This window comes from Thioclava sp. F36-6 (assembly GCF_002020305.1).
Lineage (GTDB): Bacteria > Pseudomonadota > Alphaproteobacteria > Rhodobacterales > Rhodobacteraceae > Thioclava > Thioclava sediminum.
The window spans coordinates 515,447-529,229 of the sequence record NZ_MPZX01000001.1 but is presented as its reverse complement, the minus strand read 5'-3'; the positions used below and the strand labels follow the sequence as shown (position 1 = coordinate 529,229).

Below are 13,783 nucleotides of genomic sequence, written 5' to 3'. Positions count from 1 at the left end.
GCGTCCCTTCAACCAAAGAGCCAGCAGATCCCAAGCCCGAGGCCAAGACCGACCAGAAGCCACGCCACGCGGTCGATCAGCGGGATATGTCCCGCCGTCGCCGTGGCCACCGCGCCCGCCGGGGCAGCGCCTTCGCTGGGCGGGGCTGTCTCTTCCGCCTCGCCGGTCACGACCCGCGAGAAGGCATTGAAGAAGTCCTCGGCATTCTTGCGCGCCACGCCCTGAATCAATCGCCCGCCGACTGCGGCCAGTTTACCGCCAACCTCGACATCGGCGACATAGGACAAACGCGTGCCCTCGCCCTCAGGCGCGAGCTTGATCTCGGCGCCGCCCTTGGCGAAGCCCGCAGGCCCGCCCTGCCCGCGCCCGGTGATCCGGTAGGACACGGGCGGCACCAGATCGCTCAGCTCCACCTTGCCGCGAAAGCTGGCCGAGACGGGGCCGACCCGTGCCACGACCGTGGCGGTGTATTCGGCCTCGCCCGTCTGCTCCATCGCCTCGCAGCCCGGGATCGCGCGGCGCAGCACCTCGGGGTCGTTGAGCCCACGCCAGACCGTTTCGGGATCGGCCGGGATCAGGTGATCGCCTTCGAACCGCATCACCCGGCCTCCGCATGGATCGCGTTATAGGCACGGTAGAGCGCCTGCGTGCCCTCTTCGCCGAAGCCGTCATCCACCAGCTTGCCATAGAGGCTGCGCGCCAGCGACAGGCCCGGCAGATCGAGGCCCAGTCTTTCGGCTTCGCTCAGCGCGATGGACATGTCCTTGACGAAATGATGGACGAAGAAGCCGGGCGCGAAATCCTCGTCCACCATCTTCGGCCCAAGCCCGTTGAGCAGGAAGCTCGACGCGGCCCCGGTTCCGATGACTTTGAGAACCTGCATCGGATCCAGACCGGCGGCGCGTGCGTAGCTGATGCTTTCCGCGACCGCGAGCATGGTCGAGGCGATGGCGATCTGGTTGGCCATCTTGGTGTGCTGCCCAGCGCCCGCCTTGCCCATCAGCGCGATATTCCCGCCCATCAGCTCCAGCACCGGCAGGACCCGCTCGAACGCCCGCGCATCGCCGCCCAGCATGATCGCGAGCTTGCCCGCCTTCGCGCCGACATCGCCGCCGGACACCGGGGCGTCGAGCGCAGAGAGGCCGCGCGCGAGAGCCGCCTGCGCGATTTTCCCGGCTAGGGCCGGGCTCGAGGTGGTCATGTCGATCAGCACCGAGCCCGGGCGCGCCTTGCCGATGATCCCATCCTCACCGAGGTAGACCTGCTCGACATCGGCGGGGTAGCCCACGATGGTGATCGTGATGTCGCTGGCCTCGGCCACGGCGCCGGGGCTGTCACACCACGTCGCCCCCTTCGCGACGAGGGCATCGCCCTTGGCGCGGGTGCGGTTGTAGATGTTGAGCGGATGCCCCGCGGCGAGGATATGCCCCGCCATGTGCTGGCCCATGATTCCGAGTCCGATGAAGCCGACGCTGAGTTTCTCTTCTGTCACGGCTGGGTCCTTTTCGTTGAGCTGGGCGCGGCCTCCCGCAGGAGCGCGCGAATGGATTGGGGGGTCAGCGGAAGACGCTCGATCGTCACGCCGCGCGGCGCGAGCGCATCGCTCACCGCGTTGGCGAGCACGCCGATCGCGCCCATCACGCCGCCTTCGGCCATGCCCTTGATCCCCGCGGGGGTGCGGCGGTTCGGCGTATTGTGATGCAGGATTTCGAATTCCGGCAATTCGTTCGGGGAGGCCACGAGGTAATCGGCGAGCGTCGCCGAAAGGTTCTGCCCCGTGCCGTCGTAGATCACCTGTTCGAGCAGCGCGCCGCTCAGCCCCATCGCGATCGCGCCCTGCTGCTGGCCGCGCACGACGATCGGATTGAGAACGGTGCCGGAATCCTCGGCGACGAGATAGCGGTCTATGGTGATAGCGCCGGTCTGCGGGTCGACCTCGACTTCGCAGGCATGGGTCGAGTTGGAATAGGTCATCGCGGGCGGGTCGTAGCTATGCGAAAAATCGAGCCCGGGCGTGATACCCTCGGGCAGAGCCAGCGGATCGAGATAGGCACGCCGCGCGATATCGGTCAGCGCAAGGCCCGTCTCCTGCCAGTCGTCGCCGATCATCCGCTCGATCTGGCCTGCGCGCATGCGCAGCCCGCCAGCATCGTTGAGATCGAGCATCGAAGCCGCAATCGCGAGCACCCGCTCGCGCGCCTTGAGCGCACAGAGATAAAGCGTCCCGCCCCCGGCCGTCGCGCCGCGTCCGCCACGGCTGCCCATGCCGTAGGGCGCGATATCGGTGTTGCCCATATGGACCGTGACATCTTCCGAGCGCACGCCGAGCCCTTCGGCCACCGCCTGCGAAAGCGGGCTCTCGTAGCCCTGCCCGGTGCCCATCAGGCCGACGGAGGCGTTGACCGCTCCGCTCGGTTCGATCCGCACCCAGGCCGATTCATGGCCCGATCCGGGGATACCGGCGGATTTGTAGAATTCCGAGCCATAGGTCGTGCTCTCGATCACCGTGCACAGCCCGAGCCCCAGATAGCGCCCCTCGGCGCGCGCCTTTTCCTGCCGCGTGCGGAAATCCGCGACGTCGATCGCGTCCACGGCGATCTCGAGCGTCTCCCGTGGGCTGACATCTTCGAGAAGTTCGCCCGTGGGCATCTTGTAGGGCAGATCCTCCGGGCCGAGCGCGTTGATACGGCGCACCTCGACCGGGTCGAGGCCGAGGTCGCGGGCGATGGCGTCGATCGTGCCCTCCATCACCCAGCTCGTGATCGCCATCGGCGCGCGCATCGGGCCTGCGCCGCATTTATTGGTCAGCGCGACGCGGACCTCATAGGCGTAGTCCTGAATCCGGTAGGGACCGGTCATGATGAGGGCGATGACGCGGGCCATATAGTTGGCCGGGTAGAAGCAATAGCCGCCGAAATCCTCGTCGATCTCCAACTCGAGACCGAGAATCCGTCCGGTTTCGCTGACCGAGGTGCGCGTGCGGCACTCGTATTCCCGCGCATGGGCGGCGGACATCAGGTTCTCCATCCGGTCCTCGCGCCACCGAACCGGGCGGCGCAAGTGGCGAGACAGAGCCGCGACCGTGAGTTCCTCGCGATAGAGCGCGATCTTCTGACCGAAGGCGCCGCCCACATCGGGGCTCATCACCGTAACCTGGCTTTCCGACAGACCCAGCCGCGCAGCAAGCTGGCTGCGCAACGGATGCGGGACCTGATTGCCGATATGCATGTTCAGATGCGCGCGCCCGTCATCCCAGTCGGCGACGCAACCGCGCGTCTCCAGCGGCACATGGGTGTGGCGATGGAGCGAGAACCGGGCCTCGACGACGCGATGCGCCTCAACCCGGCGCGCGGCAGGATCGCCTACGCACAGGCTTTGATGCGAGACCATGTTGCTCGTCAGGTTGTCATCGACCAGAGCCGCATCGGGCGCGAAGGCCTCGGTGATCGAGGTCACCGCCGGAAGCTGGTCATATTCGACACTGACACATTCGGCGGCATCCTCGGCGAGGTAGCGATCGGTCGCGACGACGCAGACCACCGGATCGCCGTGGAAGCGGACCTTGTCGATCGGAAGCGTCGTCAGCTCGGTCGGCTGCAGCCCCTCGATCGGCGGCGCGAGGCGCAGCCGCGTTGTCATCTGATCGAGATCGCGCCCGGTGAAAATCCCCACGACCCCCGGCATCTCAGCGGCTTCGGCGCTGTCGATCCCGAGAATGCGCGCATGCGCGTGGGGGGAGCGCACGAAGCTCACATGCAGCGCGCCGGGAAAGGCGAGGTCGTCGAGATAGCGCCCGCGACCCGAGACGAGGCGCCGATCTTCCTTACGCGGCAGGGCGCGACCGATCTCGGTGAAATCACCGCTCATGCCGCCTCTCCACGCATCCGGGCCGCAGCTTTCAGCACGGCGGCGACGATATTCTGATAGCCCGTGCAGCGGCACAGATTGCCCGACAGGACATCGCGCACCTCTTCTGCGGTGGGGTCCGGGTTCTCGCGCAGGTAATGCTCGAAGGTCACCACGATACCGGGCGTGCAGAAACCGCATTGCAGCCCATGTTCCTCGTGCAGCGCCTGCTGAAGCGCCGAGAGCGCGTCGGGCCGTCCCATGGCCTCGACCGTCGTGACCTCATGGCCCTCCATCTGAGCGGCGAAGGTCAGGCAGGCGCGGGCCGGGCGGCCGTCGATCAGCACGGTGCAGGCGCCGCAGACGCCGTGTTCGCAGCCGACATGGGTGCCGGTCAGGCGAAGATCCTCGCGCAGCACATCCGAGAGCAGCTTGCGCGCGGGCACCCGAACGTCGTGGGTTTCGCCATTCACGCTCAGCGAAAGCGTCAGGGGGTCGTGTGTCGGAGCGGTCATGCACCCTCCTCCCGGGTCAGAGCGGACTGGAACGCGCGAATGACAAGCGTTTCGGCAAGCTCCCGGCGATAGACCGCGGGCACCTGTTCGCTGTCTTCGGGCGCGATCGCCGCAGCAGTCGCGGCAGCGAGGTCGCGAATGGTGTCTTCGTCGGCCAGCCTGCCCTGCGCGCGCGCCTCGATCTCGGGCAGGCGCAGCGGGACGGTGTCGACGCCGCCGAGCCCGAGCCGCAGCGCATCGATCTTGCCCTCCGCGTCGCGCGCGAAACTGAGCGCGACGCTGACCAGCGCGAAATCGCCGTGACGGCGCGAGAAAGCCTCGAAGGCCCACCGATCGCCGACGGGGAGCGGAAAGCGCAGCGCGGTGATGAGTTCGCCATCGCGCAGATCTACCGTCATGATCGATTGCAGGAAATCGGCGGCGGCAACTTCGCGCGTGCCTGCCGGTCCCGAAATCACCAGCGTCGCGCCCAGCGTGACCGCGATCAGCGGCAACTGGGCGGCGGGGTCCGCATGGGCGAGGCTGCCGCCGATCGTGCCACGCTGACGGATCGCGTAATGCCCGATCGAGGCGGCAGCGGCACCGAGTAGCGGCAGGCTCCGCTGCACTTCCGGCGCATTGGCCAGCCGGTGATGGCGCGTCAGCGCGCCGATCTCCAGCATGTCCTCCTTCACCCGCACGCGGTCCAGCTCGATCAGATCGTTGAGATCGATCAGATGGCCCGGACGCGCCAGCCGCATGTTCAGCATCGGCCCGAGGCTTTGCCCTCCGGCGATCGGCTTGGCCGCCGGCCCATGCGTGCGCAACAGCGCCAGTGCCTCGGCAAGGCTCGCAGGCCGGTGGTAGGTGAAAGGGGCGGGTTTCATTGTGTCAGGCCGCGTTCCAGATCAGCGACTGACCGGTTTCGCGGTCGAAGACATGCAGGCGGTTGAGATCCACCGCGAGGGTGATGCTCTCGCCGAACGCATGGCGCAGATCCTTGCCGACGCGGAAGAACAGCTCCTCGCCGCCGAAATCCATACCGAGATACTGATCCGAGCCAACCGGAAGCACCGAGTTCACGGTGCCGCTGAGGGCATTGTATCCCGGCTCGGCAGTGCCTTCTGCGACATCCTCGGCCCGGATACCCAGTCGCACCGCGCGCCCCTCCTGCCCTTTCAGGCGGGCCGCGTGATCTGCCGGCAGCACGAGACGCAACCCATCGCGAACGAAGGCCATCTCGTCATCTGGCCCGGCCTCGAGCACGCCGTCGAAATAGTTGATCGGCGGGCTGCCGAGGAACGACGCCACGAAGGTGTTCGCCGGGCGCTCGTAGATGTCGTCGGGCGTGCCGATCTGCTGCACGACCCCGTCATTCATCACCACGATACGATCCGCGAGCGTCAGCGCCTCGGCCTGATCGTGGGTCACGTAGACGAAGGTGGTCTCCATCGCGCGGTGGAGTTCCTTGATCTCCGCGCGCATCGAGATCCGCAGCGCCGCGTCGAGGTTCGACAGCGGCTCATCCATCAGGAAGACCGACGGGTCACGAACCATCGCGCGCCCCAGCGCCACACGCTGACGCTGGCCGCCCGACAGCTGCGACGGACGGCGGTCGAGCAGGTGCGAAATCTCGAGCTTCTTCGCGGCGTCTTGCACGCGCTCGTCGATCTCTTCCTTCGACGCGTTGCGCATCTTCAGCCCGAAGCCGATATTGTCGTAGACGGTCTTATGCGGGTAGAGCGCGTAGCTCTGGAACACCATCGCGACGTCGCGCTTGTGCGGGGGGACGTAGTTCACGACCTGCTCGTCGAAGATCAGATCGCCGTCCGAGACCTCCTCGAGCCCTGCAATCATGTTGAGGGTCGTGGATTTGCCGCAGCCCGAGGGGCCGAGCAGGACGATGAACTCGCGATCCTCGATATCGAGGTTGAGATTGCGCACGGCATGGAAGCCGTTGGCGTATTTCTTGTTGACGTTGGTGAAGCGGATCCGGGCCAAGACTTTGTCCTTTCTAACCTTTGACAGCCCCGGCGGTCAGACCGGAAACGATGTAGCGTTCGAAGACGATGGCGACGATCACCGGCGGCACGACCGCCAGGACGCCAGCGGCGTTGAGGAAGGAGAAGCTCACCGTGAAATCGGAGGTGAACGAGGCCAGCAGGATCGGCAGGGTCTGCGACGCGGAAGTCTGCGTGAACATCAGCGCGAGCAGGAACTCGTTCCAGCTGGTAAGGAAGGTGAAGAGGACCACGGCGACGAGCGAGGGCAGCGAGAGCGGCAGGAACACCTTGATCAGCGCCTGGAACCGCGAACAGCCATCGACCCGCGCGGCCTTGTCCAGCTCGTCTGGGAGGCCCTCGAAATACTGGATCAGGATGAAGACCGTGAAGGGCACCGTGATCGCGAGATAGGTGATCACCAGCGATCCGAGCGTATCGAGCATCCCGAGTTTTCGGATCACCAGGAAGAACGGCACGACCAGCGCAATATCGGGGATCACCCGCGTGATCAGGATGAAATAGACCGACGCGTTGCGCCCCCAGAACCGGATCTTCGCGATCGCATAGGCGGCCGGCACCCCGACGAGCAGGTTCAGGATCACCACGAGGGTGGAGACGATCAGGCTGTTGGCCATCGACGGCAGAAGGTTTTCTGCGGTGGAGGGGATGAAGTCACCGGCCGCCGGATCGGCGCCCGAGCGCGTCTCGTAGGTGACGGGCTCGTCGTTCCCGGCGGTGAAGATCGCCTCGAAATTGCGCAGGGTCGGCTCTTCGGGAATCCAGTGCGGCGGGATCGAGACGATCTCGGTCTCGGTCTGGAACGCCGAAGAGACGAGCCAGGACACCGGGGCGAGAATGTAGGCCGCAAGGACGATCGCGGAGACCACGATCACCAGACGCTGCACGATGCGCCCGATTTTCTGGCGGCGGCGGTAGTCGATCGTGTCGACAGGCGGGGTGATAGGCATATCGCTCATGTCAGATCTTGCGCCCCAGCGTTCGGATGAAGAGGTAGGAGAGTGCGAAAGTCGCGATTGCGAGGAGGTAGGACATCGCAGCACCGCTCCCGAAGGACAGGTTGCGGAAGGTCTCGACATAGATGTGCCACGAGAGCACATGCGACGCGCTGCCGGGCCCGCCCTCGGTCAGGATGAAGAACAGATCGAAATGGCGGATCGCCATCATCGTCTCGTAGATCATCACCAGCATGAAACCGGGCTTCATCGCAGGCAGGGTGACATGCACGAAGCGCTGCCAGACCGTCGCACCGTCGACGCGCGCCGCCGCATAGAGATCGGACGGGATCGACTTGAGCGAGACCAGCAGAAGGATCGTCGCCAGCGGCACTTCCTTCCAGACAAAGGCATTGGCGATCAGGAACAGCGTTTTGTCCTGATCCCCCAGCCAGACCATGTATTTGTCGATGAAATCGAGCTGGTAGAGCAGGCCGTTCAGCGCGCCATAGCTGGAATCGTAGATCCATTTCCACATCAGCGCGTTCGCGACATAGGGGATCGCCCACGGCACCAGCAGGATCGTCGACAGGATACGACGCCCGCGGAATTCTTGGTTCAGCAGCAGCGAGACAAGCAAGGCTATGAAAGCAATCGCGGTAACCGAGACGAGCGAAAAACTCACCGTGCGCCAGACCGCGCCCCAGAAAGCCTCATCGCCGAGAAGATCGGTATAGTTCTTCAGCCCGACGAAGGGGGTCCGGTTCGGACGCGTCAGCTTAATGCTGAAGAAGCTGATATAAAGCGAATAGGCGATCGGGAAGACCGCAACCGCGCCCAGAACGGCCATGACAGGAGCAAGAAACAGCATGGCGCTGCGCTCCTCGTATCCCACCCGCCATTTCGGGCGTGTCGCCCGTGTCATTGCATTCGCCACGTCATGCTCTCCCGTTGCCCTGCCCGATAGGCGGCGGGCCTTTTAGAAAGGCCCGCCGCACCTGCTCAGTAGCTGTCCTTCAGCTCGTTCCACAGATCGGCAGATTTCTTGACCGCTCCGGCCGGATCGACATTGCCGAGGATGGCCGATTGCCAGGCCGACCCGTTGGTGTCGTTCCACTCGCCGAACCACGGGGTGACCGTGTCCTTCTTGCGAGCGAGCGCCTGCTGAGCCTGGATCATGTCGACATCGCCATAGGAGTCGTAGGCCGCGCGGATCTCGGGATCCTCGAACAGCGGCTTCACGCCGAACCCGGCGCCGATATCGAGGAACAGGAGTTTCTGGAACGTGTAGGCGCCATCCGCCTTGCCGCCGAACCATTCGATCAGCTTCGCGGCATTCTCGGCGCGCGCCTTGTCTTGTGCAGCTTGCGCCGACATGCCGTGGAAACGCATCCAGCCGACCGTCGCGTGAGAGCCGTTCGGGCCTTGAGGCATCATCGCCTGCTTCACATTGCCCGCGATCTGCGACTGCTCGGGATCGTTGAGCATCCGCAGACGGTATTTCGCGACCATCGCGAAGGCATGGTTGCCCGCCGCGAAGGATTTCAGGCCAGCCAGTTCGCCGGTCTCGACACAGGCGGGCGAGACGATCTCGTGCTTGTTGACCGCATCGACGACCCAGCTCAGCGCCTCGACGGCCCCCTCTTTGGGGTCCTGCATCACGGCCATGCCGTTGTCGTCGACCAGACGGCCACCATGCGAGTAGACCAGCGTCGAGATGAACTCGATCAGCCAGCTTTCCTGCGCCATCGCGAGCATCATCGGATAGTCGGCAATGCCTTTCTCTTTCATGACGAGCGACTGCTCGACCAGCTCATCCCAAGTTTTCGGCGGCGCGTCGAAGCCGGCTTCCTTGAGCTTCGCCTCGTCATAGAAGAAGGCCATGTAGTCGGTGTAATAAGTCAGGCCGTACTGACGACCGCCATAGGTCATGGAGTCGGTGCAGAAATCCTCGGCCTCGGCGTTGTATTTCATCAGGCTGTCGAACTCGTCGACCGGGGCGATCCAGCCGGCTTCGGCCCATTCGGGCAGCCAGGAATCCGACACCCACATCGCGTCGAGCGGCGCACCGCCCACGAATTTCGCGACCATGCCCTCGCGGTATTGGGCCCAGGGCGAGTTACCGTAATTGACCGGAATCCCGGTTTCCTTGGTGAAGGCGCTGAGGTGGCTCTGCACGGTGTCGACCGCGGCCGACCAGGTGTGCATCGTCAGCGCGGCCGTTTCGGCCTTGGCCGGACGAACCAGACCCGGCGCCATCAGCGCCCCTGCGCCCGCCGCCGAGTAGCGGAGGAAATCCCGGCGCCCGAGACGGCGCGTCTTATCCTTGAGCATCTTTCGATTCCTTTTGCATGGCCGCCTCAGCCCGAGCCCGTTCAAAGCCCAACCTGCAGCAAGCCGTCCCTGTTGATCTTGTTTATGGGAACCGACGCTATTGGCGATTTATTTATTCGTCAACTGACGACAAACGAAAAAGTGAGGATTTCCCTTCCGCAACGGAAATCGCACAAAATTTCAGCGCCCGCGGAAGCCTCCGCAGGCGAAATCAGGGAAAATGTAGTGGATTGCAGCGCTCAGCGGCCGCTGCACACCTCGACCATGTCTTCGAATCCCGCGAGGAACACGCGGACATGCATCGTTACCACCTGGTCTTCGGAGAGCGACAGGCTGCTTTGATAGATATGGCGTCGAATCGCGTAGTGAGAGATCGCACCGTGCAGCGTCCACGCCATTTCGCGGAGCAATGCGGGATCTTCCGGCAGCTCTACGCCCCGCTCATGCGCAACTTCGCGCATCACGGTCTCCAGCAACTGCATGACGATCGCCGCGATGTAGTCAGGCGCCATATTCGCCTCGGCCAGCGAGGCATACAGGAACAATCGCAACCACTTCCGGGTCAAGGTAGACTGAAGATAGTCGCGATAGAATGCGTCGAGGCGCACGGCCATGGGCTGGGAGCGATCCTGAAGCTCAACGAACCAGACGGCCTTGAAAGCACCAAGAATCTCTCGGTTATAGACCTCTTTGAGCAGGTCTTCCTTGGTCGGGAAGAAGCGATAGAGAAGACGCTGGGAGATGCCGCATTTCTCCGCCAATTGGCGCGTCTGCCCCGCAAGCCCGTTCTCCGCAAAGAACTCGGTGGCGACGTCCAAGATCTGAGCACGACGCTCATTGAACGGCATGCGCACAGCGCCTTGCGGCGAGCCGGGCTTATTTCCGGCGCCGTTCGTTTTGGACGAACCTTCAGTCATTTTGGGCTTGGTCTGCACGTTTTCCTCTTGGCATCCTTTGTTGTTCATTCCGACGCCGGACGCAACGACTTCAGATTCATACATTAGCCCATTCCGCGCGAAGGCAAAGTATCTTTTCGTCACTTGACGACTTATGTGTTGCGAAAACCCAAAGTTTGGTCGTAGCTTCGGCGCGTGACGGTACGTCAGTGCCCGCGATTTTCTGCCATTCACGCCGGAGTCCAACATGATCTACGAACAAAGAACCTACCGCATCACCCCCGGGAAGGCGCCCGAGTTCCTCAAGCTCTATGAAGCCGAGGGCCTGCACATCATCACCCAATACGCGAAGCTTGCCGGATGCTGGGTCAGCGACAGCGGCGTACTCAACGCGGTCACCTTCCTCTGGGCCTATGAAGATTACGGCCACCGCAGCGCGCAACGCGCCAAGCTGGGCGCTGACCCGGAATGGCAGGCTTTCGTGCCCAAGATCCTGCCCTATCTCGTGCATCAAGAGAGCATCTTCCTGCAGCCCGCGGCCTTCTCGCCGCTCGACTGATCCGGGCCCGGGCCACCATGCGCACGCTTGGCATCCTCCTCGCCGCCGGCGCCTCGCGTCGGTTCGGCGCTCGGGACAAGCTTCTTGCAGATTGGAACGGCGCCCCTTTGGTGCAGGCAGCGGCGCGCGCGCTCGAGGCGTCGGAATGCGATGCGCTCGTGGCGATCGTCTCTTCCGAGAGGGTCGCCGTTTCTCTCCCGCCGTCGTTCAAGGTGCATCACGTGGCACCGGGCCTGCCGCTCTCCGAGAGCTGGCGAGCGGCGCGCGGCGTCGCAACGAGCCGCCGGGCAGAACGTGCGCTGTTCGTGCTGGGCGACATGCCTTTCGTTTCAACCGACACGCTCCGCGCCTTGGTAAATAGCGATGGCGGCAGCCGCGCCTGCACCTTCGACGGTATCCCGATGCCGCCGGCGCTTCTGACCGCGCAGGACTTGAGACACGCACCCGATCAGGACGGAGATCACGGCGCCCGGGAGCTGTTGCGCGCCCTGCCGCCCAAGTCGCTCATCCCCCTTTCAGCCGAAGAGGCGAGTGACATCGACACGCCCGAAGACCTCCGCCATCATCGGGTTAACGTCAGGCGTGAGGATCGTGCCTGACACGTTCTCCAGGGCGCGTATTGTCGGGAAACTGATCCTGGCGCGGACGCGAGTTCGGCTTGAGTGAGCCCACTCCCCATGCGCTCGGCTCTCAAGACCGACAAGAGACGACAGCGTCCAACGCCCGTCCGTAATTTTCAGCTTTTCGTCCCGATCTCATCGAGTGCGCGGCAGAGCCGTTCCGTAACCTGCTCGGTGCTGGCTGTGCCGCCGAGGTCGCGCGGGCGACTCTCGGGATCGGCTGTCACGACCTCGATCGCGCGCATCATTTGCGCCTCGGCCTCGGTCTCTCCCAGATGCCCCAGCATCATTGCAGCACTCCAGAAGGTGCCGATGGGATTGGCGACGCCCTTGCCGGTGATATCGAAGGCCGAGCCGTGGATCGGCTCGAACATCGACGGCGCGGCGCGTTCGGGGTTGAGATTGGCCGTGGGGGCGATGCCGATGGAGCCCGCGAGCGCCGCTGCCAGATCCGAGAGGATGTCGGCGTGGAGGTTCGTGGCGACGATCGTGTCGAGCGAACGCGGGTCGAGCGTCATGCGCACGGTCATCGCGTCGACCAGCATCCGGTCCCATGTCACGTCGGGAAACTCGCGCGCGACCTCGGCGGCGATCTCGTCCCACAACACCAGCCCGTAGCGTTGCGCGTTGGATTTCGTCACCACCGTCAGACGCTTACGTGGGCGCGCCTGGGCCTGCGAGAAGGCCACGCGCATGATGCGCTCGACGCCGGTGCGGGTGAAGATGGCGGTCTCGGTAGCGACCTCATGCGGCTGGCCGCGATGGCTGCGCCCGCCCTGCCCCGCATATTCGCCCTCGGAGTTCTCGCGCACGATCAGCCAGTCCAGATCTTCCGGACCGACACCCGCAAGCGGGCTCGACAGGCCCGGCAGGATACGGGTGGGCCGCAGGTTCGCGTATTGATCGAGCCCCTGACAGATCGCGAGGCGCAGCCCCCAGAGCGTCAGGTGATCGGGCACGTCTGGGGCCCCGACTGCGCCGAAAAGGATTGAGTCATAGGCACGCAGCGCATCGACCCCGTCTGCGGGCATGAATGTGCCCTCGCGCTGAAAGCGTTTCGAGCCCCAGTCGAAGCGGTCGACCTCCAGCCGGAAGGCGTTGGTCAGGCGGCTCAGGTGGTCAAGCGCCGTCAGTGCGGCGTCGACCACTTCCGGCCCGATCCCATCGCCGGGAATGGCCGCGATACGATGAACCCGGGTCGTCATGGCCGCATCACTTCTTCAGCCACGCATTGAAGGCGTCACCGTAATCGGGATGCCAGCGCGACAAGGGCGGGCGGTTCTCGGTGATGTCGCCCGCCGCCCAAAGGATGCGCTTCACGTCGGTTGCACGATCCACGTCGTTGTCGGGGCAAAGGATGTAGAAATCGCCGCGCTCGATCGAGTCGAAGAGGAACTCCACGACCTGCTCGGGCGTCCAGGCATCGGCGGGTTTCTCGGTGCGCCCGCCTGCGGTGAGCGGCGTAAAGACGAAGCCCGGGATGAACAGCCGCGCCTCGACCTTGCAGTCCTCGCGATTGCGCAGCTCGTGCTGCAGCGCCTCGGTGAAGGCCTTCACGCCAGCCTTCGACACGTTATAGGCCGGATCGCCCGGAGGTGTCGTGATCCCCTGCTTGGAGCCGGTATTGACGATCAGGCCCGGCGCACCCGACGCGATCATCCGCGGCGCGAAGATCTGGCTACCACGGATGATCCCGCCCATGTTCACGTCGAGAATGCGGTCCCAGTTGCCTTCCGCATCGAAGATCGAGCTGCCGGGCTGCATGCCCGCATTGTTCATCAGCAGATTGACCGGCCCGAAATGCGCCCAGACCTCATCGGCGAGCGCCGTGAGCTGCGCCCGGTCCGAGACATCGGTGGCCTGCGTCATTACGTCGGCCGCCGCCGCACCCGCAGCGATCAGGGCGTCGTAGGCGGCTTCGAGCGCAGCCCCCGGCAGATCGGCGATGCAGACACGCATCCCCAGCCCGGCGAGGTGGCGGGCGGCGGCGAGGCCGATACCCGAGGCCCCTCCGGTGACGACTGCGACATTGCCTTTGGCGAGAGCGGGATGCATGGGATTTCTCCTTTTTTCGTTCG

General features: G+C 64.6%; 14 protein-coding genes. 2 read left to right on the top strand and 12 right to left on the bottom strand.

Annotation, left to right across the window (positions count from 1 at the left end; genetic code table 11):
• Positions 1-8: 8 nt before the first annotated feature.
• The 10 genes from BMI88_RS02540 to BMI88_RS02495 all read right to left on the bottom strand — a co-directional run bounded on the left by BMI88_RS02540 (position 9) and on the right by BMI88_RS02495 (position 10,631).
• Positions 9-599, bottom strand: a complete 591-nt coding sequence (locus tag BMI88_RS02540; RefSeq protein WP_078545741.1) for a carbon monoxide dehydrogenase subunit G — start codon at positions 597-599, stop codon at positions 9-11.
• On the bottom strand, positions 599-1,492 hold the full coding sequence (locus BMI88_RS02535) for an NAD(P)-dependent oxidoreductase (protein WP_078545739.1): 894 nt from the start codon (positions 1,490-1,492) through the stop codon (positions 599-601). Before BMI88_RS02535 ends, BMI88_RS02540 begins: the two co-directional genes overlap by 1 nt.
• Entirely contained in the window at positions 1,489-3,867 is a 2,379-nt protein-coding gene (locus BMI88_RS02530) for a xanthine dehydrogenase family protein molybdopterin-binding subunit (RefSeq protein ID WP_078545737.1), read from the bottom strand. The genes BMI88_RS02535 and BMI88_RS02530 overlap by 4 nt, the downstream gene beginning before the upstream one ends.
• A complete protein-coding gene (locus BMI88_RS02525; RefSeq protein ID WP_078545735.1) occupies positions 3,864-4,361 on the bottom strand; it encodes a (2Fe-2S)-binding protein in 498 nt (165 codons plus the stop codon). Before BMI88_RS02525 ends, BMI88_RS02530 begins: the two co-directional genes overlap by 4 nt.
• Positions 4,358-5,227, bottom strand: coding sequence for an FAD binding domain-containing protein (locus BMI88_RS02520; RefSeq protein WP_078545733.1), 870 nt, complete (start codon positions 5,225-5,227; stop codon positions 4,358-4,360). Before BMI88_RS02520 ends, BMI88_RS02525 begins: the two co-directional genes overlap by 4 nt.
• 4 nt (positions 5,228-5,231) lie before the next feature.
• Positions 5,232-6,341: a sn-glycerol-3-phosphate ABC transporter ATP-binding protein UgpC gene (gene ugpC / locus BMI88_RS02515; RefSeq protein WP_078519916.1), complete on the bottom strand. Its 1,110-nt coding sequence runs from the start codon at positions 6,339-6,341 to the stop codon at positions 5,232-5,234.
• 13 nt (positions 6,342-6,354) lie between these two features.
• Positions 6,355-7,320, bottom strand: coding sequence for a carbohydrate ABC transporter permease (locus BMI88_RS02510; protein ID WP_210401994.1), 966 nt, complete (start codon positions 7,318-7,320; stop codon positions 6,355-6,357).
• A 1-nt stretch (position 7,321) separates the two neighbouring features.
• On the bottom strand, positions 7,322-8,167 hold the full coding sequence (locus BMI88_RS02505; RefSeq protein ID WP_208607942.1) for a sugar ABC transporter permease: 846 nt from the start codon (positions 8,165-8,167) through the stop codon (positions 7,322-7,324).
• A gap of 131 nt (positions 8,168-8,298) precedes the next feature.
• Positions 8,299-9,630 carry an extracellular solute-binding protein gene (locus BMI88_RS02500; protein ID WP_078545731.1) on the bottom strand — a complete coding sequence of 444 codons (1,332 nt, stop codon included), beginning with the start codon at positions 9,628-9,630 and terminating at the stop codon, positions 8,299-8,301.
• 239 nt (positions 9,631-9,869) lie between these two features.
• Positions 9,870-10,631, bottom strand: coding sequence for a TetR/AcrR family transcriptional regulator (locus tag BMI88_RS02495; RefSeq protein WP_210401993.1), 762 nt, complete (start codon positions 10,629-10,631; stop codon positions 9,870-9,872).
• A 142-nt stretch (positions 10,632-10,773) separates the two neighbouring features.
• Between BMI88_RS02495 and BMI88_RS02490 the strand changes: the two genes are divergently transcribed.
• Complete coding sequence (locus tag BMI88_RS02490; RefSeq protein ID WP_078519919.1) at positions 10,774-11,085, top strand: NIPSNAP family protein; 312 nt, start codon at positions 10,774-10,776, stop codon at positions 11,083-11,085.
• Positions 11,086-11,102: 17 nt separating this feature from the next.
• Entirely contained in the window at positions 11,103-11,684 is a 582-nt protein-coding gene (locus tag BMI88_RS02485) for a nucleotidyltransferase family protein (RefSeq protein ID WP_168173928.1), read from the top strand.
• 137 nt (positions 11,685-11,821) lie between these two features.
• On the opposite strand, the gene BMI88_RS02480 is transcribed toward BMI88_RS02485, so the two are convergent.
• Positions 11,822-12,910 carry a tartrate dehydrogenase gene (locus BMI88_RS02480; protein WP_078545727.1) on the bottom strand — a complete coding sequence of 363 codons (1,089 nt, stop codon included), beginning with the start codon at positions 12,908-12,910 and terminating at the stop codon, positions 11,822-11,824.
• A gap of 7 nt (positions 12,911-12,917) precedes the next feature.
• Positions 12,918-13,760, bottom strand: coding sequence for an SDR family NAD(P)-dependent oxidoreductase (locus tag BMI88_RS02475; RefSeq protein ID WP_078545725.1), 843 nt, complete (start codon positions 13,758-13,760; stop codon positions 12,918-12,920).
• Between the last annotated feature and the right edge of the window lie 23 nt (positions 13,761-13,783).

What these genes read in the sequence shown, in the direction of transcription:
- BMI88_RS02540 (WP_078545741.1), bottom strand. Translation starts at nt 599, where the DNA reads ATGCGGTTCGAAGGCGATCACCTGATCCCGGCCGATCCCGAAACGGTC.
- BMI88_RS02530 (WP_078545737.1), bottom strand. Translation starts at nt 3,867, where the DNA reads ATGAGCGGTGATTTCACCGAGATCGGTCGCGCCCTGCCGCGTAAGGAA.
- BMI88_RS02525 (WP_078545735.1), bottom strand. Translation starts at nt 4,361, where the DNA reads ATGACCGCTCCGACACACGACCCCCTGACGCTTTCGCTGAGCGTGAAT.
- BMI88_RS02520 (WP_078545733.1), bottom strand. Translation starts at nt 5,227, where the DNA reads ATGAAACCCGCCCCTTTCACCTACCACCGGCCTGCGAGCCTTGCCGAG.
- BMI88_RS02510 (WP_210401994.1), bottom strand. Translation starts at nt 7,320, where the DNA reads ATGAGCGATATGCCTATCACCCCGCCTGTCGACACGATCGACTACCGC.
- BMI88_RS02505 (WP_208607942.1), bottom strand. Translation starts at nt 8,167, where the DNA reads ATGCTGTTTCTTGCTCCTGTCATGGCCGTTCTGGGCGCGGTTGCGGTC.
- BMI88_RS02500 (WP_078545731.1), bottom strand. Translation starts at nt 9,630, where the DNA reads ATGCTCAAGGATAAGACGCGCCGTCTCGGGCGCCGGGATTTCCTCCGC.
- BMI88_RS02495 (WP_210401993.1), bottom strand. Translation starts at nt 10,631, where the DNA reads ATGTATGAATCTGAAGTCGTTGCGTCCGGCGTCGGAATGAACAACAAA.
- BMI88_RS02490 (WP_078519919.1), top strand. Translation starts at nt 10,774, where the DNA reads ATGATCTACGAACAAAGAACCTACCGCATCACCCCCGGGAAGGCGCCC.
- BMI88_RS02485 (WP_168173928.1), top strand. Translation starts at nt 11,103, where the DNA reads ATGCGCACGCTTGGCATCCTCCTCGCCGCCGGCGCCTCGCGTCGGTTC.
- BMI88_RS02480 (WP_078545727.1), bottom strand. Translation starts at nt 12,910, where the DNA reads ATGACGACCCGGGTTCATCGTATCGCGGCCATTCCCGGCGATGGGATC.
- BMI88_RS02475 (WP_078545725.1), bottom strand. Translation starts at nt 13,760, where the DNA reads ATGCATCCCGCTCTCGCCAAAGGCAATGTCGCAGTCGTCACCGGAGGG.